Here is a 24921-nt window from a genome sequence, read left to right as displayed (position 1 = left end):
TTCGCCCCACCCGGCCTAGTTGAAACTTCGGGCGCCGACCGGAACGCGGGTCTTGAGCATCCGATCGGGACGGACCGGGCGCGGGGCCTCGAGGAGCAGCGTCTTCGGTTCGACCTCGTGCTCGAGGACGAAGGTTCCGGTATAGACCGCGTCCTCACCATTATGGATCTGACGGGCGTACCACGTGGGGGCTTCGAACGCGACGCTCCATAGCCCCATCTCCTTGGTCCCTTCGGGAAAGACGAGCTTCACCTTCGCGCTGTTTCGCGTTTTTCCCAGCACCGTGCGGGGCTTGAAGTCGCGAACCGTCACGCGGATGCCGTCGGGGATCTTGCCAACGAGGCCAGTTTCTCCCCACTGGAGCCGGTAGACGAGCGGCCGGTCGGTGTCGTCGGTCTCAGTCCAGCGAACCTCGATCTCGGCCTCTTCCACATCCTCGGGCCAATCTTCGATGCTCATCTCCCAAACAGGAATATGGTAGCCGGGCACGTTGGCCGGCAGGCCCTGAAACGCGAAGACCTCCTTCTTTCCCAATGGTCGCACGATAGCGGTGATGCCCTCGGGGGTCCAGCCCGGTTGACGCGGATGGAAGAGGGCGAAACGAACCGTCAACCCGCCATCACGTGGCCGAGACCGAATCACCGACAGGCTGATTCCACTCTCGGCGCTGTCGACGCGGGCGACCGCTTGATCGGTCCCGTTGTCGGCGTAGTCGATCGCGCCGGCCCGATAGATGAAGCGATGCGCCTGCCCCGCGAAGATCCGGATCTCCGGACGGGTCGCGACCGCTTGCCCCTCGGGATTGGCGACGTTGACGGCATAGAGAGCCGGCGGCACGGGGACCGGCTTGGAGACGACTTGCAGCGGAGCGGCCTCCGCGGGGTAGCGCTGGTCGCCACGACTGGCCCACCACCGCATGACCCCCACCAACCCCGTCACATTCTTAAGGAGTTCATCGGAGCGCTCCGCGCGGCTGACTTGGCCACCACCAGCCGAAGCGATCTCCTTGAGCTGGGTGAACTCGGCGTCCTTCACCTGAAAACCGATCGCGTTGATCCGGATCCCCTGCCCCTCGTAGGCTCGGGCGAGCTCCTTGACGCCGGGCGGTTGCCCCACCATCGCCCAGTTGTCGGCTCCGTCGGAGATGACAATGATCTCCTTGCGCCCGCCGCGCACCCGTTCGAAGTCTTTCCGGGCGTCGATCAACGCCCGAAAGAGAGGCGTCGAGCCGGTCGGCTTCAAATCGGTCAGGATATCGTCGAATTTCTTCTGATCGAAGGGACCGATCGGCAGCACGTTGCGGGTGTCGTTCTTCGCGGCTTGCTCCTGGGCGGCGTCGTCCGGATCGTTCCAGACAACGTCACTTCCGAAGAGCCGGACGCCGACTTCGATCGAGTTGTTGGGCGTTCGTTCGGCGAACTGGCGCAACACGTTCTTCATGATCCGCATGCGATTGCCCGCCTCCATGCTGCCGGAGCAATCGAGCACGAAGAGGACTTTCAGGTCGAGGCGCTCTCCCCGCGCCAGCCGGACGTCGACTTGTCCCGGCTTGCCGAGCGCGTCGTTGACATAGACGACCGTCGGACCTTCCTCGTCATTCGAAAGAAGCACCGGCACACCGAGTGCGTGGCGATGCCCACGGAAGAAGTACCGTGTCGACAACTCCGTCGAGTCGTTGCGGCCTCCCTTGCGGCGAAGGCGAAAGGCGTACGGGTAGGAACTCGATTCGACCGGCAGCGCTCGCAAGTCGATCAACTCCTTGTCGGTCGAGTAGCGTAGCGCCGCGACCCCGGTCGGGTAGGCCTCGGGTGTTTGGACCCGGAGACGGACCTGCTGCTCATCGGTCCCCCGAAACCGAACCTTCGCCGGATCCGACTCGATCGTCGCGCCATCGGCGACGGAAACAAGCTGCGCCAGCCGACGGCCGGTCGATTCGAACTCCCGCGACGGCGCGAAGAGCTGTGCCAGCTCGAGGTAGCCGGTCGCCGAACGTTCGAAGTAAGGCTCGTTGTCCCCCGGGAATCCCGCCCAGAAGTCCTCAGCGAAGCGATTCGCCTGCCACGCGAAGAACTGCGCGAGGTTGAGTCGTCTCAGTTCCCGCACGTAGGAGTAGCCACCCTTCCGGGAGAGAAATCCATCGAGGATGCGACGCGCGGTGCTCGCCTGAACCAAGGCCGCGTAGTCGTCGAGCGCGACCGGATTGGTGACGGCGACGTCATAGAGTTGCCGCCAAGCGGCGGCGATCTTCGAGCCGACCTGGCTCGCCGAGCCCTCCGCGACGCCCAACTCCTTCCCGCTGCCCATTGAATAGAGCAATTCCGCAAGTCCACCCAGGAGCGTCGCTCGGCGCCGCATCGCTTCCTCATCGACGTCGAGACTTCCCGTCTGACGCGTTCCGCGCCCACTGGAAGTCTCCTCGCGACCGAGCTGCATCACCGGCTGGCGAATACGGCGCACTAGGTTCGCGCGTAGCCGGGCCGACTCCCCCGGATCACTGGTGATCGCCGCGAAGGGAACGGTCAGGATGTCGTTGATGCGGCGCCACTCGACTTGGGTGCGGGGCGGGCCGGTGCTCTCGCCCAGATCGCGCGTCTCCGCCGCGAGAATCTCCAGGAGGCGACCGCGCCGTTGCGAAAGTTGCTTGGCTCCCGAACCGATCGCTCGAATTTTGCGCGTGATCTCGTCAAAGTCGCGATCGGTCGAGGTAGGCGTTTGCAGCAAGAGGTTGTCCAGCTCGATCGTCTCCCGGAGCGCCGGTTCGACCAAGTCGACCACCTCGCTGGTGAGGATTTGCTCGGCGCGGCGCCAAGGACGCATCGATCCAAACGCGACAACCGAGGGCAATTCGGCAAGGAGTCGCTCGCGCAGTGCATAGGCTTCGGAGAGACTTGCCGAATCCTCGAGACCGTCGGCGTAGAGTTGCTCGGCGGAACTCGGCGACGGGCGTCCCGCCATCGGACCGACGGGAACCGCCAGGGCGTCGCTCGCGAAAAAGTCGTCTTCCCGCCGACGCCGCTCGGTGTCGGCGAGCGTCACCTTGGCGCGAATCCACCGAAAGAGATCGGGCGCCCATTGGCCTTCCGGTACCGAAGCCTCCTCCGCGAGCAGCCGTAGCGCGACGAGCGAACGAGCGGTACGCGAAAGCGCCGGATCGTTGATGCGCGGGACTTGCGCCAGCATTCTGATGAAGAGCGCCTCGACGGGAGGCGTCCGTTCCACGAAGCGGCCGCCGGCAAGAACCTTCGCGGCACGATCAAGAGGCGTGCCGTCGACCACTCCTTCGATCACCTCGCGGAAACGTTCCCAGGTCGGGACACTCTCCTTCTCACCCTTCTTGAGCTTCGGCGTCTCACTCTTGGCTTTCGACTTCTCCTTGTCCTTCGCGTCGGCGGTCGCCTCGTCCACCTCGGGTTCGGTCTTGGGCTCCGCCGCCTTGTCCCGCAAGGAAGAGAGTGCCTCGCGACCGGTCCCCGTCGAAGGCGACGTGACCGCCGTTTGGGCGATGAACTGATCCATGCGGATCGAGTAGCCACGGCCCCGAATGGCGTAGTCCTCGCGAGCCCGCAAGAGATCCTCCCGACGGTACGTCGCGTTGCGCAACTCCTTCTCGGCGTTCTCGCGATCGTCGGCGCGCAGGAAGCTCTCGGCACGCATCATCGTCTCTTGGAGGTAACGCCAAAGTCGCGGAGCGTAGTGAGCGGGAGGTGGATTCTCCCGTCCCGCGGCGTAGACCTCCCGCCACTGCTGCTCAAGACGCTGGACCAACTCCGGAGAACCGGCGTCTTGGCGCCGAGGCGTGTAGCGCGGCGAACCGACGACCGCCGCGAGCGACACCTCGCCCGGACGGTTGCCAAAGACGATGAGGGTCGGCGTCTGCGTGTCGGCCCGATTGCGTCGTGCCCAATCCTCCACCTGGATCGAGACGTATTCGCCGAGTTCCGCGAGATCGACTCGCCCGTCGCCATTGCCGTACTCGTCGTCCGCGATCCCCGAAAGCCCTTGCGTGAAGTAGTACCCAAACGCGGAGTGACGCCGACTGGCGTCGACCCACGTCACCTCGCCGGAGGAACAAGAGACGAAGACGAAGAGCCCCTCCTTCTCTTTCGGTTTGAGGGACTCGAGTTCGACTTGGACGGCGTCGACGAAGTCGTTGACCAGAACGCCGAGGGGCCAACAGTGGTCCATCCGTTGGCAGTCCAAGACGACGACCTTCCAGTCGGCCTCGGACTTGGCCGCGTTGGTGATGATGTTTCGAAGTCGAATCGCCTTGAGATCGCGCACCGGTTGATTGTCGACCGGAACCTCGAACCCAGCGGGAAGGAGGTAGGGAACCGAGCGCCGCTCCGACTCATCCCACAAGCCGACCCCCATCGCGTTGACGTAGACGAGGGTGCACGTCTTCTCCCACGAGAACCACATGCGCGACGGCTTGAGGCTGGGCAGCGCCGCGATTCGCGCCTCCATTTCCTCGCGCGTCAGGGAGTCGATATCGGCTTGGGAGGAGTCGACAATCCCCGTCTGGGAAGCCAGGGCGGCGACATCCTCGCGCGCGAACGCGTTGGGAGGCAAGAGTGGCACATCATAGTTGGCCGAAAGGACCGCCAGCCGGATGCGGGGCACCGGCTGTAACCACCAAAGCAAGAGCAAGATGAGCAGGACCAAGACGGCGAACCCGAAAACGCCGATGATTCCCTTGATCGACGAGGCGCTCGGCCCCGCGACCGCCGGTGCCTCGGAGCCACGTTGGCGCCAATCGCCTCGGCCCGAAGGGGCTTGGGCGGGCCGTCGCGCCGCGGGTCGTTCGCTCGGACGATCCTTGCTCTGCTGCCAACGCCGATTGCCCACGATCGTTCTCCGCACAAACCCGAGGATGGCGATCAAGACGTCTCGTCAACCATCGCCCGCCAACGGTGCTCGATGGACAATGACCGAGATCGGAACCGCGCCGACCTCGAACTCGCTCCTTACCAGCCAAGCACCATCGAGAGGATGAGCAAGGCGCACAGGATCGTGAGCACCACGACGACGCCAATCACGGTCCTCGAGAGTCGAGTGTACCGCTGGTCACGCGCGATCGCGTCCTGATTCCAGCCGATGACATCATCACTTTCGCGATGAACCTTCGCGATGACGCCATCGATGAAGGGACGTGACACCGAACCAACGTCGCCCATGCCGGCGAAATAGACGCCGCCGAAATAGAAGGGATCGGCCACATCTTGGGGAAACGCGTTGGTCAAGATGCGAACGAAATTGGAACGGGACTTTCGGAGCGTCTCGAGCAACCGAAAGAGCTTGCCGTTGCTCGGGTGACCAAGTCCGTCGCGGAAGAGTTTGTAGACTTGGCGCTCGAAGTAGTCGAGAAGCCAATGATGGGCACTGTCGAAGTCGGCCCGCTCCGGTTCCACGAGCGGGGGAAAGCTGCAACCACAGCGGCGTTCGACCTCCTTCGCCGCCAGACGCTCGACGTAGGCCGTGAAGTCCTCCGACTCCTCGATCCCGGTGAAGACGGCGATCGAGAAGCACTTCACCCCGAGCCCCTGCTCGAGCACTTCCATGTCGAGCTTGGCGCTGTCGGCAAGTTGACTCAGTCCGGGACTACTGCTCCAGGAGAACGGCAGCGCGACCATCAGGCCATTGACCGGGCAGACGGGATAGCGCAGTTCCCGCAAACGTTCGACGAAGTACTCAACCCGCTGCCGATCGAGTTCGCGTTCATCGGCGCTGATTCGCTGAGCCGAACGATAGCCCTTGTCGGGTTCCGGGGCAACCGGGTCGCTGGCGCCCGGATCGGTCCCCTCGTCGGTGTCGATGGCGCCCAAGGTGGCGAAGCGACCTTCGCCCGCCATGGTGGCGAAACGACTGGATCCCTGGGTGGCGCCGACGTTGGTATCCTGCGCCGTCGGTGGAGGCGAAGTCGCCCGGCGTCCCCCGCGTCGGCTCGCGACCTTCACTTGATGAGAGAGCGCCGACACGCCTGGCAGCGAGACCCAAAGTGCGCGATCCCCTCCCATCCAATGAACCGGCAAATCGGAATCGACCACCCGCACGTCATTGCTCACGAGAGGGGATTCGAGCAGACCTCGCTCTTGGTCCGGCTGGAGACCGATCGCCAAGTAGACCGGCGAGTCGCGAAGATCGACGCGGGCATCGTGCAGTGCTTCGAGACCCGCATCGATCGCGTCGTCGATGTCGGGGAACTCCTGTGCTTTTCCGGGAAGCTGCTGAATGATGAAGATGAAGAGGCGAATCGCCAAATAGACCAGCAGCGCGAGAATCCCGAGCCAGACCTTCCGCAACACGAGCGGGCCGGAACCGGCGAGGTGCTTCTCCAGACCGAGTGCCCAGTTGAGAAGGGCGAAACCGATCACGACGACGACCACGAGCGTCAACTCCAGCGAGTAACGCGCCCACGGCGGAATCTTGATCTTCTTGACAAGCTTCCCGAAGAACTTGAAGGGAAGCAGGATGCTCCGCATCGCGTAGAGCATCCGACGGGCTAAGTCGACGAGGAACACTAGACCATCATCCTCACGACCAGAAGTATGACCGTCAGCAGACCGACCATGATCGCCAGTCCCGTGGCACCGAGAAATCCACCATATCCCCGCAGCGGTCGTGCGTCGCGCGGACTACCGCTGGGTGCCGAGGGAGCGAAGGGACGAAGCGTTCCGGGCGCGATTTGGGCGTGAACCGGCGCCGCCCACTCCCGGAGTGTCGGCGGCAATCCGCTCTGGTGACCCGCTTGCCGGGCGACCGGTGGCGGCGCGGGTGGTTCCGGCTTCGACGGCGCGGGCTTGTTGGGAGAAGGAAGCCCTCCCAACCCCCAAGTCTCCTCGGAACCCGACGGAACCGGATTGGCATCATTGAACCAGGAGACTTGATCGCTCCCCCCCTTGGCGGGCGCCGGCGGCGCCGCGGGCACGGGCTTGGGAGTCGGCATCGGCGCGGGGCCGCCACCATTGCGATAGGCGCCGACGAATCCAAGCGCCACGCAGAGAAAGAAGGTTTCGAGCGCATCGGTCCGGCTCAAGCGACCGGCGACCGAGGCTTTGTCGAAGAAGTCGCGAGCCCGGATCCGCCCGGTGAAGTACTCCCGCTCGAGCGTGTCGTTTTTCCACTCGCCGGCGTGGACCCAGTTCGCGTTGATCAGGACTTCGTCAATCCAGTAGACGAGCGCCGTGCGGGCGAGATCGAGCTCCGATTGATCCTCGCCCCGCGTCTCGAGTTGCCCGAGATACTGCTTGAGGCGGGGCTTCTCATCCGCGGGACGGACGTCGACCTTTCCCGACTCGATTCGCTCGAGCAAGTCGAGCACGTAGAGGATGGTCGGGTAGGTTTTGGCGGCAAAGGCGTCATTCATTTTCGACGACGAACAGTTCTAGGGTCAGATCGCGAGGATTTTGCTTCGGGTCGACGACGGTTAGGACGTTTTTCCCGACGAAGTCACCGCGAATGTGTTTCTCGTTCACCTTCAGGGACACGGTTCGCGAATCGGCCGCTTCATCCCAGAAGCGTCCCTTCTGCTCAATTTCGAAGTAAGTGACTCCCTTGAGAGCCGGCAAGGAGGAATGGACCCCGACCACGCGACGCAAACTCAGTCCATCGAGGGCGTTGCGGTAGATCTCCAAGATCGTTCGTGAACTCCCCAGCTTCCAGTCGAGCCAGCGGTCACTGAAGAGCAATTCGAGCCGTTCGGGCGTCAAATCGGAGCGAACACCGACATAAAACGCGATGTTCCCCCGCAACCAACGCGGATCGAGCGACACCTCCATCCACTCCTGTACCCCAACGAATGGGAATCGCTGCACTTTGGCGGACGGCCCTTCCGAACTTAGCGACGCTTCGATCTCCGCGCGGACGGCCCGGAAGATCCTTCCCAGGTCGTCGTGATCGTAGAGCGGGAGGTCGGGAGGCTGCCAATCATCGCGGAAGAGGCTGAGCTGGCCGACCAGTCGGCAGAGTTCCGTGTAGGCGACGAAAGGATGGATGCCGCTGGCTTCGATCAGTTGCGTCAAGTACGGGTAGGCGCCGTTGGCGACCGAGAGCTGCATGATCCCTTTGCGGATTTGCGGCTGGTTGGCTTCCGAAAATCCGCCATGGGTGAGCAAATACCCCGACTGGCTCTTGATAAAGGCACCGAGCTGTGCGTTGATAGCGACGAGGATATCTTCCTTGAGCGGTTTCCAGCAGTCGACGCGCATCAGCGGCGGGATGTAGTCCTCGTCGAGCGTCGGCGGGGCTTCCGCCTGGGCGGAGCGGGCGAGTCGACAAAGCGGTAGCGACTCGTAGCCCTTGGGCGACTCGAGGGTCGGAAGGGCCACCAGGCCGACGTTGAAACGATGGGTTTCGATCGGCCGCGAGTCTCCCCCATCGTTTCGCTCGTGCCATTCGTCGACTTGGACGAGGAAACGCTTGGAATCGGAACGTTGATCGCGGGTGGCGTTGGCCTGCCCCAGGATCGTCTCGGGCAGAACGAGATGGATGTAGACCTGGTCGTGCCGTTCGAGGGCCGGGCGAAGGTCGAGCAGATTTAGATGGGCGTTCTCGGGAACCGAGATGAGCGTCCCGTCGCGCATCCGAGCCTGTAGGACAGGAATGCGGACCTCGAAGTCCGCCAGGGCCTCGAGATTGAGCTCGAGGTGGCGCACCCCGTAGTTGTGGGGCGTGTGCCAATCCTGCGAACTTGTCATCCAGTCGACCAGATTCGCGGTCGACGCCTGGAAATGGTGGGGCAGGACGAGCATCCCTTCGGACCAGTGCAGTGGTCTCGTCCTCATGAGCAGCCTTTCATGTTCGAGGGACAGGCGCTCGAGGAATGGATTTCCCCCCGACGCTTGGCACGTTCGTAATGCGGGTTTTATAATCGGGAAGCGTCTTGGCATTGGCAAGCCGAAAGTCGCGAGGCGAGCGGCCGACGACGACGCCAGCCTACTCTTGAGGCGATGCCTAGCACGTTTTTGGCTCCCGTTGTCCTCCCGGGAGGTCCGAGGACGATTCCCACTATGCACGACCTCTTGAGGCGAACCGGAACCATGACCGGATCTGGTCTTGGCGCCTGGGACTAGCGCGACGAAGGACTTCGATTGACATGAGTACACCGGGATCGGAGAGCGAACGGAGGTCCTGGCGCAAGTCATCCGGCCGCAACGGTCCCAAGGAAACTCCCGCCACCGACGACCAAAACCGCGACGATTCCTCCAAAACCCCGAGCGCCAAGCGATTCCGCGGCGGCTCCACCACCGTGATCAATCGGGGAAAGCACACGCCCGCGTGGCTGCGCGTCTTTCTCCCCAGCGTCGCCCTCTTCGTCGTCGTCGGCACGCTCGGCGCCCTGCTCTTCTGGTTGGCGCCCGCACAATGGGTCAAACCGCTGCTCGTCGCCTGGTCGGTCACCGACTACCAGTCCTCACTTATCCCCACGAACGATTTCGGGCTCGAGGACGTCAAAACGATCCAGCGATCCGACCTCTTCACCACCGGCGATCGTGGGCTCTCCCAGAACACGGCCAACATGCAGACTCTGGCCGACTTTCGCACCTTCTTCGAGGAAAGTCTCCAGCGCGTCGAGAACGACACCGTCGTCGTCTACCTGAGTACCCACGGCATCAGCGGCCCCTCGGGAGCCTACTTGCTCACCTCCGAGGCCTCCCCGACAACCCAGGCCGGACGCTATCCCCTTCGCACCCTGCTCGAGTCGATGGCCACCTGCCCCGCGAAGAACAAGATGCTCGTGCTCGACGCCACCAAGGTCGACACCGATCTCGATATTGGCCTCCTGGGCAACGATTTCGTCGACTGGCTCAAGCACGATCTCGCGGAGATCGAAGAGAAAGCCAAGGCCTCCCCCGAATTGGTCGGCAACCTGTGCGTTTGCTGCTCCAGCGGCGAGGGAGAGCGGGCGTGGTCGTCCTATTCGCTCGGTCACTCGATCTTCGGACTGACGATGGCCTATTGCCTGCAAGGGGGACCCGAGGCGAACTTACCCGACGATCAAGGGGAGCGTGATCAGGTCCTGACCGCCAACGAAATCCTCGAGTTCGCCAACGGACGCGTCACTGCTTGGGCCGCGAAGTATCGCAAAGCCGACCAACAGCCCTTCGCCACCCTCATCGGCGACGACTTCGCCCTCGTCAGTGTCAATGAGTCGATCACCGCGACCTCGCTGCTCGAAGAACCGGCCGAGGAACCGGAAGAAGTGAAGGAGGAACCTCCCCACGCGCCGGGAGAGGAGAAGACCTCGACGAAGTCCGCGAAGGAGTCGCCACCGGAGGACGAAGCTCCGAAGAAGAAGGAGCCGCCACCTCCCACCAAACAGGAGATTCTCGAAGCGCTGCTCGCCGCTTGGCAGCGATCAACGGAGATCGGCCAAACCCACGCTGTCCTCGTTGAACCCCTCCTTTGGGCGACCCTTCAAAATCGCCTACTCCGGGCCGAGGAACTCTTCCGCGCCGGCCAAGCCGACGATGCCTACGCGATGCTTCAAGGTCCGATCGCCGAGACTGAACGAGCGCTGCTCGAGTCGGGCGATGAGAGTCCCGACCTCTGGTCCCTGGCGTTTCACGATGCCGACGACCGGGCAAGTCCCCTCGCCGCCCCATCGAAAGCGGCTCAAGCGGTCCTGGAGGATCCGTCCGAGAAGCGACTGGCGACCATCGCCGAAAGCGGACTGGTGGAAACCGACCTGCTCCGGTTCATGGCGCGAGTCTTCCGCAACCACGAGGGCACTGCCTGGACCGATACCGACTTGGCGAATTTCGCGCTCGAAACCCAATCGCTCGCGGCTTCCTCCAGCAAGCTCTCCGACCCGTTGCTGTTGACGATGGCTCGCAAGGAACTGGCGGAAGCCGACAGCGAGTTCCGCGAGGGACTGGTCGCATTGATGCTCGCCCGACTCGACGATTCCCAGGATCACTTCCGCCAGGCCAGGGAAGCCTACCAAACCTCCAAAAGCAAGCTCTCGGACCTGGAAGAGGAATACGCGATCGCGTTTCGCATCGCGGGCTCGATCCCCTACATCATCCGTTGGCTCGCCGACGATCCCGCGGACCGCGAGAGCAAAGCCGCCGACTTGATGCGGCTCGCAGAGTACCTCGATCGGCTGAGGCGGTTCGGGGCCGATCCCTCGACGATGCAGCTACGTTTGCTTGCGAAAGCGAGCCAAGACCTCCTTTCCCAAGCGGAAAACTACGCCGAGAACGCGCGGGAGTGGCGTCAGTACGATGCCGCCCTCCGGCTCCCGTTCCTCGATCCCCAACTGCGGCGATCGCTGCTAAGCCGGGTGCTTGAGGAGTCGGCCGAAAGCCCGATCACGCTTTCCCCGAGTCGGTACGGGACACCCGATCTGCGCGCCGCCGCCAATCCTTTTCCCTTGGATGGCTACCTGGAGCTGACCGACGACAACGAACGGCTCGTTCAAGCCTTCCAGCAACTCTCGCCAAGCGCGCCATCGCGTTTGACGCGGCAGTCGATGGTGGACGACCCGTCGACGCGAGGCCTGCGGGCCCAAGCGGGTCAACGTCTCGCCACGTTTCTCGGGCGGGTCCGCTCTCGACCGTCGGAGATGACCGAACCGGGAAATCTTTGGCAGCGGCTGACGCGCTCCTATTTGCTCGCTCCCTTCCGCGTTCAAGGCAAACGCAGCGCGAGTGGGAACGACACCTCCTTCGATCAACTCCTGACCGAGGGACAGTCGGACTATCTGCGCTGGCAGATCGAACGACTGCAAGCGAATGATCGCAGCTTGCCCTTCCCGGTTTACTCCACGACGATTCGCCATCTGACGGAGAGGACCAGGGATCTCGATCCCTCGTTCCGCGCCTCCCGATCGTGGCCCCTCTTCAGCCTCGAGTCGTCGCGTCAGTTGGTCCTGCCCGAGCAAGGAACCGCGTCGCTTCCCTTCGCCATCAAGGCGAACCAGTCGTTGGGCGCGAACGGCGCCACGTTGACCTTCGACTGGTTGCAGGGTCGGGAGAACTTAAAGGTCGGGATGGAAGGACGAACATCGGCCACCGGTCAGATGATCGTTCCGATGCCGGCGTTGAAGGCGGGCGATCTCTTCACCTCGAATCTCACCATCGAGCGAACCAGCCCCTCCGACAACACCCAACCGATCCCGCTCTATGCCAGTGTTCGGCTCGAGAACGGACGGCGGGAGTGGTTTCAACTCGCCCTCCAACCACCCGCCAAGGTCGTCAAACCCGCGCAGATTCTCGCCTCATGGGACGATCGGACAGGCCGCGACGATCGGATCGAACTCTACCCGAATCAGCAGATTCCGTTGAAGTTGGGCATTCGCAAGAACGTCGATCGCCCGATGTCGCTTCGTCTCGAGATCGGCAGCCAAGGACGAAGCCCCGCGGTCCTGCCGATCGAGGCGAAAGAGGGGAAGTCCGAACGGCTCCCCGTCCCCGCTCCCGAGAAGTGGAATGCGATGCTCGGCGGCAGCGAGTTCCAGCTCAAACTCTACGAGGGCGAAACCCTGCTGGACCAAGCGGACGTACGCGTCAACGTCATCGTGCCGTCGGAGTTCCTTGGTGCTTTGGTCCGCTACAACCCCGATCGCCGCGAGTTGAGCGTGCTGGCTCAAACCTCCGCCGCCAGTGACGCGAAGGGGGAAATCCCGCTCAAACTCGAGATTCCGACCATCGACGTCAAGCAGGGAACGCTCGCGACCGTCATCGCCGAGGGAGAACGGAGCGCCCAGCTCGGCGCCCTGCTTCCCCCCGAGGCGGACGACCGCGATCTCGTCATCGCCCTCTCGGTCAGTGGCGTCCCCAGGGCCCTTCGCTTTCGGGTCGGTGCCGATCGGCCGCAGGGGCAGCCCTTTCGGGAAATCTCCCTCGGCGTCGCGTCGCCGACCCCGGGAGCCAAGTACCTTCAGTCGGCGGATCTCAAGAGTATTCCCATCACGCTGCAAGCCGATGGGCCCGATATCGAACCGCTGCGCGTCTTCGTCGGCCTCGACCGCAACGCGAACGATCGCCTGGAGGACTCCGAACGAGGCAACGGAGGAGACTATCCCGCCGGTCGCGACGTCGGTCTCGAGTTGGTCGCGAACCCCGACGAGCCCGGATTCCTGCTCCGGTCGCGGGTCACCGACTTGATCCTTCCCCTCCGAGCGACCGGATTGCGCGGCCGGCAGGTCATCCTCGCCAACCTTCTTTCCGGCAACCAGTCCCTGTCGAAAGCGATCGAAGTCTACTTCTTGACCTCCGCCCCCCAGATCAACATCGTCCGCCCCCTCTCGGGAACCACGCTGCGGCAAGGCTCCGACCTTCCCGTTACCGTCCAGACGGAGGATCCCGGCGATGCCGGCGCCGTCGACGAAATGCACTTCGGGTTCGACCTCAACCGCAATGGCAACCTCGATGCCGACGAGGAGGTCCAACCGCTGGGCAATGAGGATGGCCGCCCCGTCACGTTCGGCGCCGATGGCCGCGTCTCGGTTCGACTCGGCGTCGATCATCTGATCCCGGGGTCCGCTCTCCTGATCGTGCAGGGCGAGTCGCTCGTCGCCGACCCCAAGTCCGAGGGTGGCGTCAAGTCGCTCAAGAGCAATGTGGTCCGCCGGGCGTTGGTGATCAGACCCCGACCGGAGATGAAAGCCGACGCCAAGGACAAGGCGGCGAAGAAAGCTCCTCCCAAGAACGGCGACATCAAGGGCAAGGTCATGGTCGGGCCGACCGGGAAGAAGGGAGCAACCGTCACGATTGAAGGCGTGGGAAGCACGAAGACCGGCTTCGGTGGCGCCTTCGAGTTCCGCGACGTGCCCCCAGGCAACTACGCCGTGAAAGCCTCCTCGCCGCTGAGACAGGGAAAAGCGGAAGTTCGCGTCGAATCTGATAAGACGTCCGAAGTGACGGTGAACATGACGCTTAAGTAGACGGCCAAGGGTGGCTTTCGCTCGTTGCCACGTCGGGGTCGACGTCATGGGATTGTCACCGCGGGCAAACTCTTGCTCGCCGTGGATACGAGGGGACAGCCCGCTCCGAGAGCGGTGTTCCTCCCCTCCCCGGTCTTCGCGAGTGGGTAGTCAGCGCGATTTCAGCGGCTCATGACGAGCGGACTCGATGAAAAATGTCCGCTCCCGAGTTGATTTTCCCCATGGACGGTAGCAGACTAGCGGCGATTGACGGCACGGTGTGTCGATTCGCGGCATGTCGCTTGGAACGATCGTTCGACCCCGGTCTCGAACACAACTCCCGCCGATTGCCCTACCTTCGGCGGTGTGGCTCGAACGAACGATCACAACGGGTGTTAGTTCGGGACAAGTTGGCGTGCCACTGGATCCAACAATCGAAGCGATGGTCGGGCAAGTCCTCTCCCCTCTCTCGGGTGACGTCGGCGAGGATCTCGCCCAATCCGGCTCGACTGAATTCATTCAGATTCGCAATCAGTTCACCGACTCGAGCAAGAACTTCTCGCAGCTCTTCGAGGTCGGTCGCGAGATCCTCTCGAATACGTCCAAGGACTTTTGGGCGTTGTGGGCTCTCGTCGGTGGACTGCTCTGGTCACAGCAGTTTCCCAAGGACCAGGGCTTCGCGGGAAGTTGCCGCATCGTTCGCGAATTCTGCGAACGCTATTGGAACAACGGCTATCCGGAAAAGATGGGCCTCCGCAACACCCTCTTGACGGGAATGGTCAAGTGGTGGACGACCTTCGTCGCTCGCGGCTCCGACGACGCTCAAGCAGACCTGCTCTCGATGGGTCTCGAGGACCTTCAGCAGCTCGAAGCGATCCTGAAGAGTTCCGCCAGCGAGGACCCTCAGGCGGCGCTCAAGGAACTTCCTGTCCTGAATAACTTGGGACATCTGATCAGTACGTTACAGACCGTCGTGAAGAAGCGGGTTCCCGCGCCGGTCGAGGCCGCCGAAAGCAGCGAGACCGTCGAGTCGGAAGCCCCCGCGTCGACCGAGAGCAGCCCGTCGGAAACGGAGACGACCGAGAGCGAGGCCGCTCCGCCGGTGGTCACCAAGACGCCGGTCGTCGTCTCCTCGCTCGAGACGGCCTTCGAGAAAGCCAAGCGGACACTGAACGAGGGAAACATTGAAGGAGCGCTGTCCAGTTTCCAACAGGTACTGGAGGCGCACGGCGACTTCGCCTCCCAGTTTCGCGGCCGGGTGATGCTCGGCGAGCTTTACCTGGATGCCAAGCTGCCAACGCACGCCAAGCGTGTCCTTCAGCATCTGCACGAGGAACTCGACGCGATTCGCTTGCCGCAGTGGGAGCCGAAGTTGTGTACCCGATTGTGGTCGGCACTTATCGTCGCCCAGCAGACGGTCGAGAAAGACGAGAAGCCGGACAAGAAGCTGTTGGCGGACCTCTTCGCTCGCGTCTGCCGTCTCGATCCGGGGTTGGCCGCGAAGCTCGAGCCGCAGCGAGACTAGAGGCGACCGAGGTGATGAGCCCACCCACCTTGGGCTGGGGTGCCCTTGGGTGCCAGAGGTTCACGCTTGCGAGGGCATACAGAGAGATCGCCAGCAAATGGACAATATTGGTGGGCCCCAGGCCCACCCGACGCGAAGAGTCGGACGACAGCGGTAGAGAGACACCAATCGCGATGGGACGCGTGAATCCCATCGCGACCACGAAACGAGTGAGAGGGCGTCACGTTGGGGCGGGCAGCCACCAAGGCAAAGGAGAAGGAAAGTGCCAATCGGCGATCAGGTCAATGAGCGAGCTCGAGTCAATCTCGAATACAAGTCGAAAATTGCCGGGGGCCGCAACGTCAAGCTCCCCTACCGCATGCTAGTGGTCGGTGACTTCAGCCCCACGCACGCCGAGAAGGAGAAGGAGATCGGCGATCGCCGCGCCTGGCAGGTCGACAAGTCGACCTTCAACCAGACGCTCGCGGAAATGGCTCCGAAGCTCGAAGGGGTCATCGACAACATGATCGAGGACTCCGAGGGAGGCGAACGCAAGAAGCTGGGGATCAACCTCGACTTCAAGCACCGCGACGATTTTCGCCCCGAACGCCTGCTCGAACAGATCCCCGAACTCAAGGAAATGGCACGGGTCCGCGACCTGGTCAAGGACCTCCGGGCCAAGATGGTGCGAAGCGACGATCTGCGAAAGGCGATCGAGGGAGCTCTCCGCGATCCGGAGGCCCGCAAGAAGTTGGAACAGGAACTGACCTCACGGCAATCATCCGCCGACGAGGGCGCGCCGAGCGAGGAGGGCTAACGCATGTCGGAACAGCAGGCAGCGGGTAAGAAGGAGATCGTCCAGGAAGAGGGCGGACTCCTCAGTCAGATTCTCGAGGCGACTCCCGAGCGGCAACGCGACGGCCTCGACCTCGCCCTCGAAGCCTTCGTTTCGGGCCTCGATACCGAGGACGTGATCGATCGGACCGCCGCGGATCGCGTCATCGCCCGTATCGAAAAGAAGCTCGAAGCCCAACTCAACGCGGTGCTTCACAATGACGAGTTCAAGAGACTCGAGGCGGCCTGGGGCAGCCTCGACCAGATGGTTCAGCGGGTCGACTTCCTCTCCGCCGATCGCGTCGTGGTCGAGATCCTCAACGTCAGCAAGGACGAGATGCTCACCGATTTCCAAGAGCATCCCGCCGACATGATCCGCACCGGTCTCTACGACAAGGTCTACACCCAAGCGTACGATCGCCCCGGTGCCAATCCCTACGGGATCATGATCAGCAACTTCGAGTTCGAGAACACCGCCGAGGACATTCAGCTCCTCTCGGACATCGGCAATGTGGCTCGCGCCTCGCACTGCCCGTTCATCGGTTCGATCTCCGCCGGGTTCTTCGGGTTCGACTCGCTCGAGGACTTCACCAAGAAGCACTTCGACGACTTGCGCAATCTCTTGGACGGCCCGGAGTTCATCGCGTTCAAGAACTTCCGCCAGACCGAAGCGGCTCGCTACGTCGGGTTGACGATCCCGCGGTTCCTATTGCGTCATCCCTACGGCGAGAACAACAAGGTCAAGGGATTCGCGAACTTCGAGGAGACGATCGACGCCGAGAACGAGCACGAGAAATTCGCCTGGGGCAACGCCGCGTTCGCCTTCGGGGCGGTTTCGGCGCGAAGCTTTACCAAGTTCGGCTGGATGGACGACGTCTGCGGCAAGCGCTCGGGCGGCAAGTTCGAAAGCCTGCCGATCCACACCTACGAAGTCGGCGGCCAAAGCCTCTACAAGGTGCCCACCGAGGCATGGATCACGGAAACCAACGAGAAGAACTGGTCCGATCTCGGGTTCATTCCGCTGGTCTCCTACGAGAACCAGGACTTCGCGGTCTTCTTCAGCTCGCAGTCGATGCGTCAGCCCGACACCGAACTGATCAACCCGCAAGACCGCGCCAACGAGCAGCTCGGGGCCAACTTGGCCAATATCATGCTCGTCTGCCGCTTCGCTCATTACCTCAAGGCCATTCTTCGCGACAACCTCGGCAGCAAGACGTCGCAAGGCAAGATGAAGAAGGAACTCGAGGAGTGGGTCCGTCAGTACTGGGTCGACATGGACGATCCCGACGAGATCACGATGAAGCGCAAGCCGATTCGCAAGTACAAGCTCGAGGTCAAGGAGAAGGAAGACGAACCGGGCTTCTTCTACATCGACTTCGAACTGACGCCGCACAGCAAGTTCGTTGGTGCTGACATCACCATGTCGCTCGTCGCCGACGTTCCCGAAGGCAAGGCCGAATAGATCCTGTCTCCACCGCGAGACGCTTCCTGTTCGACCTGATGACACCATCGAGGCCGGCCCCATCGCGGGTCGGCCTTCGCATTTCTTGAGGCTCTTGGCCCCCTCGACGGCCACCGCTCCGAGTCCACCGCTCTCGATCGTTTCCGTGTTGAGATTCGCTCGACAAGCTGTCCGGCGGAAGCGGGGATTTCCCATGCCAACGTAGCGTAACGCGTTGGGAGGCCGGGCGAGGAGACGCTCGGCCAACGGAAGCGGCTCCGGTTGATTCTCTCACGCGTCGGTCGAACGAAAGGGAACGTCGGAAGCGCCGACAGCAACAGTCCGAAGGAGTTAGAGATGCCGGAAGTCTCATTCATGTACATCGAGGGAATCGAGGGCGAGTCGAACCACAAGGATCACGAGGGCGCCATCGACGTCCTGCAATACGACCATCAGGTTTCCAAGGAGGTCGACCCACTCGACTGCTCCAAGGTCCGCAGCGATCGGCACCACGGCAGCGTTTCGGTGCTCAAGTACATGGACAAAGCGTCGCCCGATTTGGCCAAGTCGCTTGTCCAAGGAGCGACGATCCCCTCCATCGAAATCAAGTGGTATCGCCAACCCGCCGACGGCGACACCGAACCGGAACACTATTTCACGATCAAGTTCAGCGATGTGATCGTCACTTCCTATCGTCCGTCGATGTCCAACGCCCTCGACGGCGGCCGCTCAGGACATCTCGAGTGCATGGAGTTCGGCTATCGCGAGGTGACGTGGACCAGCGAGACCGGCGGCACGGAATTCACCGACGAGGTTCGTACGTAAGCCGTTTCCGGCGGACATGCACGGAACCGATCACTACAGAGCCGACCTGCTTTGGGTCGGCTTTGTCGTTTCTTGAGGGCGTCAAATCGTATGCTTAGGGCCGATGAAGTCCGGCTAGCCCCGGCTGCTCCGCTACCTCTGTCCGGCTAGCCCCGGCTGCTCCGCTACCTCTGTCCGGCTAGCCCCGGTTGCTCCGCTACCTCTGTCCGGCTAGCCCCGGTTGCTCCGCTACCTCTGTCCGGCTAGCCCCGGTTGCTCCGCTACCTCTGTCCGGCTAGCCCCGGTTGCTCCGCTACCGGGGCGGCGAAGCCGCAAGAGGTCTCGGATGACGTTGCCGTTGGCCAAGTGATCGGAAGTCTCCCCACCGCCACTCCCATCACCCTTTGCCCGCACTTGGTGGATCAACCGGGGCGGCGAAGCCGCAAGAGGTCTCGGATGACGTTGCCGTTGGCCAAGTGATCGGAAGTCTCCCCACCGCCACTCCCATCACCCTTTGCCCGCACTTGGTGGGTCAAGGCCCATCTGGCCAGCCATTGGCTGACAATGGCCTGACCTACGGGTTTGAGGCGACGAGGAAGCCCCTATCGACTCTCACCCGAGCAGGTTCTCGCCGGCGTTCTCCTTCTGGTGAAGCACGACCGGCCAACCGGGAAACTGGTTCGATGCCTTGCCGTCGGTTGGGTCGATCAGAAAACGGTACGACTCGATGGTGTACGTCTTCTCTTTCGGGTCGATGCGGACAAAGCCGAAACCGCTTCCCTTTTGATGAGCCCGTTCGTAGCGGTTCTTCTTCGTGCCGACTTCGGGATTGCCGACGGCGTAGACGTAGACCTTGTTCCCCAGACCATCGACGTACTCGCCCGTATTGTCGAGTCCGTGCTTCGGGCGGTTGGCGTGCTCCATGCCACACTCGTCGGGACGCCACCAACGCGGATAGCCAGCCGCGATCGCGGGTGTGCAGAAGGACCAACAACCGTCGCGTTGCTCGTCGACGCCGTACTGCGAGAGCGTTGTCAGGTGCTGGTCGCCGTTGACGTGCAGCGGCTTGCCCTTGGTGATGATGCGCACCGCGTTGTTGCGGGCGGTCTGCGGCCAACTTCCCGAGTCGAGGTCGGCCTTCAGGTACCCGTCGAATTTGCCGTGATGCGTCGCGACGCCTGAGAAGACAGTTTGACTGAGCAAGACCTTCATCGCGTGTCCACGCCAGTCGTCGGCCCAAGCCTTCAGGAATTCCTCCTGCCTCTCGCCCAGCAAGTCGAGCCCCGGTTTGTCCAACACGGCAGTGTCGAAGTCGGGGTCGAAGACGTGATCGGCCCGACCGCTGCCAGTCTCGACATGCTCGGGACCACTCTTGAACTGCCGATCCCCCAGAATCGCGAAGCCAACATCGCCGTAGACCATGTCGCCGTAGTAAACGCTCATGTCACGCTGGGCGGGAGTCGGATCGTAGTAGTCCGGATGGTGCCCCGCGCAGGTCTTGTGAACGACATTGACCATGCGAACCGGCTCGCGGTAGCCCCCACGCGAGGAGGTATCGCCGTCGACCATCGCGGCGCCCCCTTCCCCCCAGATGTTGCCTTGAAAGACGTCGTGGTCGTCGGGAATACAGACCGTCGGGCAACTGCGCATCGCTTCCCCAAAAGCCCAACCGAACTGGTAGAACTTGCGCAGGTAGTTGAGGATTGCCGGCTCCGCGGGCTCGCGAATCAGGCCATAACCGCCGTGGTTCTCGTAGAGCTGATCCCCGGAAAAGTAGAGGAGATCGGGGTCGAGCTTCATGACGTTGGTCGCGACCGGCTCGTAGGGAAACCCGTAGTCGTTCTGGCAGGTCAACGCCCCAAGACGGAGAGGGCGCCCCGAGGGATTGGCCCGAATCGTCCCCGCCCGCTCGGAAACGTGTTCGGTCCCGTCGCTGAGTTTCTCGCGGTAGACCAGCTTGAAGGGCGTCGCTTCCTTTTCGTCCCAGCGAGGAATGCGGAAGGTCGCGGTCCAGGCGTCGGTATCGAGGGGCGCGGTGCCGAGCGACGTCCACTGCCCGTCCTTCTCGATGAGCAGTTCGACATTCTTGTTGTCCTCCTTGCCGAGCGGGCCGGTCAACGCGCTCATCTTGAGGACAAAACCTTCTTCGCCTCGGGAATCACTCAGGGTGTACATCGACCAGAGGATCGGGCCGAAACGCTGATTCGGCGCGACCGATAACGCATCGCCGCCGATCCGCCAATCACGGAAGCGGTAGCGGGCGCCTTGGGCCTTGCCAAGCTTGGGGTCGAAGTTGTTGACGAGAGCGACATTGCCGAGCACTCGTTGCTTGGGAACTACCTGCGAGAGGCGACCGAGTTCCTTGCCCTTCTCATCGGTCGCGACGAGCGTGAGCCCGTAGGCATTGCCCTTGGGCTCGCCGGTGAGTCGAAGGGTCACATCGGTCGGCTTTCCGAGCCCATTCACACGCTGACGTCGTCCCGCGAGAAGCAATTCACCGTCGATCAGTCCCGCGTTGATGCCGCTCTTGGCGAAGCTATTGCTGCGGTACTCGTTGATGTCGCTTCGGATGCCGACGCGAAACCCGACCCCACCGTCAATCCTCTTGCGTTCGACTTGGCTGACGTTGACCGACATCTCGAGCTTGCCGTCGGGATTGGTGAGCTGATGGGTGAGGAGATTGATATTGCGATTGCCGCCGGCGGTTTGACACTCGGCCGCTCCGTCGACGATCCGCCAGTCCTCCATCGGGTTGGCCCAGAAGTCCTCGCCGAGGAAGACCCGATCGTGGGTCCGATCCCAGCGTCCCACGGGCGAGGCTTGCCCTTGGGCCGAGTCCGCCGCCCGGTCCGTGGGCGCGGCCACGCCAGGGCGTACATACGTTAAGAGGGCCGAACCCAGCCCCATGACCTTCAGTGCCAATCGCCTCGAAAGCATCTTCTGCGTCTCCGTTTCTCTTCAAAATTTGTCCGAGCATGGGTGGTCGATCCCCGCAAATGTCCCTCGACCCGGGTCGATCTCCCGGCGTTGCCGCGGAAACCACTCTCGACTTGCTATTGGTACGCCCTCATGCCGTGCTTGGATGGCGCGAAGTAACCACGGGCCGGTCGCGCCGACCGCCCCGCAAGGAGCTTCACGAAGTGGATGGAATGAATTCGTTTCCCCAAACTCTCCAAGGTTCCAGTCTAACCGGACGTCGATTGGACAGCAAACGGGGGCCCGGCACGATCGTGAACTTGGCGGGGAGTCTCGTTTTGGCGGCTAGCAACCGTTGATCTACTCGACGCCGGCCTAAATCAACAGACTGCTAGCATCCCGCGCGCGCGGATCATATGCTCCCTCCACGGATGTGGCAGATCTCCCATGTGGGAAACGGCTTTCAAAGCCATCCGGGTTTCATGTCCGACTTCCGAGCCCGTTTCCCATTCGATCGTAGGAAACAACGTGACGCACCGCGAAACGAAGCGGCGAGGGCGGTGCGAAAGAGGAAACTCGCCGCAACAAACCAAAGGGAGAGGGTAGAGACATGCCGGAAATCGCGTTTTGCACAATCGAGGGTGTCGAGGGCGAGTCGAACGTCAAGGATCAAGAGGGCAACATCGACGTCCTTCAGTTCGACCACGACGTCTCCAAGGATGTCGATCCGCTCGACTGCTCAAAGGTCCGCAGCGATCGTCGCCACAGCAGTGCGTCGTTCATCAAGTACATGGACAAGGCCACGCCGGTCCTGTTCCAGAAGCTCGTTCAAGGCGAAACGATTCCTTCGATCGAGATCAAGTGGTATCGGCAGCCAGCCGATGGTTCTGCCGAGCCCGAGCACTACTTCACGCACAAATTCGAGAGCTGCATCATCACCTCGGTGCGGCCTTCGATGTCCAACGCTCTCGAGGGCGGTCCTTCCGGACACCACGAGTGCGTCGAGTTCGGCTATCGCCAACTGACCTGGACCAGCGAGACCGGTGGCACCGAGTTCACCGACGAGATCCGCACGTAAGCCGATGGTGCCCATCACCAACCACTGAGCCGACCGGAAAACCCACCGGTCGGTTCGATCGTTTCTTGAGGTCGCCGGCGCGACCGGACAGTCCTCGCTAGCCTCAAACGCCGAAATCGTCTACACCACGAGAAGCGGACTTCGCTCTCGGAGCCGCGCGGCCCGGCCATGCGCGCGCCGACGAGCCACGCGGGACCAGTCGTGTTCGAGGTGGCAACTTTTGAAACATCAGCTCAGCTTTTGGCAGAAACTGACGGGCGATACGCGTCGTAGTCCCTTCGACAAGATCGAGGAGTCGGTGCGTCAGGACGTTGTCCGCAATCTGCACAATGTCCTCAACGCGCGCAAGGGACGCGCCGCCGGCTGTCGCGACTTCGGCCTCGACGATGTCGAGGACCTGGGCAAATCTCCCGTCCGAATCGCCGAATCGATCAAAAGGTTGATCCTCCGATTCGAGCCCCGCATTCAGCCGGACAACCTCCAGGTTCTCCCCTCGGACAATGCCCCGATCGACTTTGTCGACGGCTACTTCCGAGCCTCGTTCATCGTGAAGGGGCGACTGATCATCGACGACTCGAAACGGTTACCGATCCGAATTCGAACCACGGTCGTCTCCGAAGCCGCGGACTTTGACGCAATGATCCAAGAGGAAGCGAGCGACTCGACGCTGGGAGCCAAGGAACTGAGGCCGCGACGGATTCTGGTCGAGGGCGAGGGAGATTCGTGAGCAACGATCGTCTGTTTCAATTCTACGAGGACGAGCTCGCTTGGTTGGCAAGCGCCGGCCCTCGGTTCGCCGAGCGCCATCCCGAACGCGCCGCGCTGCTGAGCCTCGACAATCCCGGGGCTCGCGACGCCGATGTCGAGCGTCTGATTGAGGCGTTCGCCTTTCTCGCGGGTCAGGTGCGCGCCGAGCTGACCAACGAACTGCCGGAGCTGACCCATAGCCTGATCAGCCTGCTCTGGCCGCACTACCTTCGGATGATCCCGGCAACCGCGACGGTTCAGTTCCAACCCGACTTCGACCAACTCTCCGAGAAGATCTCGATCCCCGCTCACCACGCCGTGGTCGAGTCCGACCCGATCATCTCCCCGGAGTCGGGACGTGAAATCGTCTGTCCATTTCGCAATGCCTTTCCCCTTGAGCTCTATCCTCTGCGCATCGGTGGTGTCGAGATCGAGAAATCGCTGCGCGGTAGCAGCCTCGTCATCGGCATGGAGGTCGGCCCCAACGCCCAGCCCGACCTGAAATGGGGCGATCTTCGGCTCTTTCTCGGGGGCGACCCGGTATCGGCCATTCAGATCCGCCATTGGCTGTTGCGAAAGGTCGCCGACTCCGGCGCCACGGTCAAGCTGACCACTCCCGAGGGGCATACTCGCGAGGCGCTACTCCCCCCCCCCAAAGCGGTCGGTTTCATGCCGGAAGAAGGTGTCCTCCCCTACCCGCTTCGCAGCTTCATGGGCTATCGACTGATTCAGGAATACTTCACGCTCAAGCAGAAATTCCTCTACGTCGCTCTCTCGGGCCTCAAGAGACTTGGCTCCATCGAACCCGGTTCGCGGCTGGAATTTCGGATTCCCTTCGTCGACCATCCCCCCGAACGCCTTCGGTTCGATCCAGAGACGATCCTTCTGCATTGCAGCCCGGTCATCAACCTCTTCTCGGCGAACGCCGTCCCAATCCGCTACGACGGCCGCAAGACCGAGTACGAGATTCTCCCGGAACAAGATACGACCGCCTACGCGATCTACCGGGTAACCAATGTCCATGGTTACGCGCAAGGCGACACCGGCCATCACTCCTACCAAGACTTTCTCAGCTTCCGGGCCAACGTCGAATCGGGCGACCCGTACTATCACGCGACAGTGCGGCGCGGGGCCGATGGACAGCCGCGCTGGTATCTGTCGCTCATCTCTCAATCGCGGACGCTGCCCGAACAGGTCCTCTCGGTTGAGCTGGAGTGCAGCAATGGCGAACTCCCCTCGGCCCTTCGACCAAGCGACATCCGCCATCGGGGCAACGGCACGCCGGTGACGGTCCGCGTTCGTGGCGTCAGTCAGCCCGAGGGCATGCTCCAGCCCCCGATCGATTCCGCCTCGGAGTGGCGCTTCATCTCGCACCTCTCGCTCAACTACCTGACGCTCGAGGATACCGGGACGCTGGTCGGAGCCCTCAAGCTCTACGACTGGACGACGGGGCACGCCAACTGGCGCCGACTCCAAGGAATCACCGCGCTACGAACGACGCCAGGAAGCACTTTCGTGGAGGGGACGATCCTAAGAGGTCGCGACATCGCCCTCGATTTGGATCTCGGTGCGTTCGCCAATGATGGGGATGCCTACCTCTTCGCCGAGGTGCTAAGACACTTTTTGGCGCTGTACGCCAACATCAACAGCTACGTCCGGTTGAATTGCCGCTTCTCCAACGGCGAGGAGATTGGCTGGCCCGCGATGAATGGGAAGCAACGTCCCATTTGACG

13 protein-coding genes are annotated in these 24921 nt (G+C 62.5%); 8 read left to right on the top strand and 5 right to left on the bottom strand.

The window, feature by feature from the left end; all coding sequences use genetic code 11:
* Positions 1-15 precede the first annotated feature (15 nt).
* From Pan216_RS11360 to tssK, 4 genes are all read right to left on the bottom strand, one after another.
* Positions 16-4845: a vWA domain-containing protein gene (locus Pan216_RS11360; protein ID WP_419193532.1), complete on the bottom strand. Its 4830-nt coding sequence runs from the start codon at positions 4843-4845 to the stop codon at positions 16-18.
* A 119-nt stretch (positions 4846-4964) separates the two neighbouring features.
* Entirely contained in the window at positions 4965-6518 is a 1554-nt protein-coding gene (locus Pan216_RS11355; RefSeq protein ID WP_145258108.1) for a type VI secretion protein IcmF/TssM N-terminal domain-containing protein, read from the bottom strand.
* The gene (locus Pan216_RS11350; protein ID WP_145258107.1) at positions 6518-7363 is read right to left on the bottom strand and encodes a DotU family type IV/VI secretion system protein; all 846 of its coding nucleotides are present in this window, start codon (positions 7361-7363) and stop codon (positions 6518-6520) included. The genes Pan216_RS11355 and Pan216_RS11350 overlap by 1 nt, the downstream gene beginning before the upstream one ends.
* The gene (gene tssK / locus Pan216_RS11345) at positions 7356-8780 is read right to left on the bottom strand and encodes a type VI secretion system baseplate subunit TssK (RefSeq protein ID WP_419193531.1); all 1425 of its coding nucleotides are present in this window, start codon (positions 8778-8780) and stop codon (positions 7356-7358) included. The genes Pan216_RS11350 and tssK overlap by 8 nt, the downstream gene beginning before the upstream one ends.
* 311 nt (positions 8781-9091) lie before the next feature.
* On the opposite strand from tssK, the gene Pan216_RS11340 reads away from it, so the two are divergent.
* The 5 genes from Pan216_RS11340 (at position 9092) to Pan216_RS11320 (ending at position 18468) form a co-directional block, all read left to right on the top strand.
* A complete protein-coding gene (locus Pan216_RS11340; protein ID WP_145258105.1) occupies positions 9092-13885 on the top strand; it encodes a carboxypeptidase-like regulatory domain-containing protein in 4794 nt (1597 codons plus the stop codon).
* Between the two features lie 394 nt (positions 13886-14279).
* The gene (locus Pan216_RS11335; protein ID WP_419193530.1) at positions 14280-15389 is read left to right on the top strand and encodes a TssA family type VI secretion system protein; all 1110 of its coding nucleotides are present in this window, start codon (positions 14280-14282) and stop codon (positions 15387-15389) included.
* Between the two features lie 262 nt (positions 15390-15651).
* Entirely contained in the window at positions 15652-16185 is a 534-nt protein-coding gene (gene tssB, locus Pan216_RS11330) for a type VI secretion system contractile sheath small subunit (RefSeq protein WP_145258103.1), read from the top strand.
* A 3-nt stretch (positions 16186-16188) separates the two neighbouring features.
* On the top strand, positions 16189-17664 hold the full coding sequence (gene tssC, locus Pan216_RS11325; protein ID WP_145258102.1) for a type VI secretion system contractile sheath large subunit: 1476 nt from the start codon (positions 16189-16191) through the stop codon (positions 17662-17664).
* A gap of 336 nt (positions 17665-18000) precedes the next feature.
* Positions 18001-18468 carry an Hcp family type VI secretion system effector gene (locus tag Pan216_RS11320; RefSeq protein ID WP_145258101.1) on the top strand — a complete coding sequence of 156 codons (468 nt, stop codon included), beginning with the start codon at positions 18001-18003 and terminating at the stop codon, positions 18466-18468.
* A 591-nt stretch (positions 18469-19059) separates the two neighbouring features.
* Here Pan216_RS11320 and Pan216_RS11315 read toward each other — a convergent pair.
* The gene (locus tag Pan216_RS11315; protein ID WP_145258100.1) at positions 19060-21384 is read right to left on the bottom strand and encodes an alkaline phosphatase D family protein; all 2325 of its coding nucleotides are present in this window, start codon (positions 21382-21384) and stop codon (positions 19060-19062) included.
* Positions 21385-21973: 589 nt separating this feature from the next.
* Here Pan216_RS11315 and Pan216_RS11310 point away from each other — a divergent pair.
* From Pan216_RS11310 to tssF, 3 genes are all read left to right on the top strand, one after another.
* Positions 21974-22441, top strand: coding sequence for an Hcp family type VI secretion system effector (locus tag Pan216_RS11310; RefSeq protein ID WP_145258099.1), 468 nt, complete (start codon positions 21974-21976; stop codon positions 22439-22441).
* 220 nt (positions 22442-22661) lie between these two features.
* Entirely contained in the window at positions 22662-23168 is a 507-nt protein-coding gene (locus Pan216_RS11305) for a GPW/gp25 family protein (protein WP_419193529.1), read from the top strand.
* Positions 23165-24919, top strand: a complete 1755-nt coding sequence (tssF, locus tag Pan216_RS11300; protein WP_145258097.1) for a type VI secretion system baseplate subunit TssF — start codon at positions 23165-23167, stop codon at positions 24917-24919. Before Pan216_RS11305 ends, tssF begins: the two co-directional genes overlap by 4 nt.
* Positions 24920-24921: the final 2 nt, after the last annotated feature.

It is taken from the genome of Kolteria novifilia, assembly GCA_007748055.1.
Lineage (GTDB): Bacteria > Planctomycetota > Planctomycetia > Kolteriales > Kolteriaceae > Kolteria > Kolteria novifilia.
This window is presented reverse-complemented; position numbering and strand designations above follow the sequence as displayed.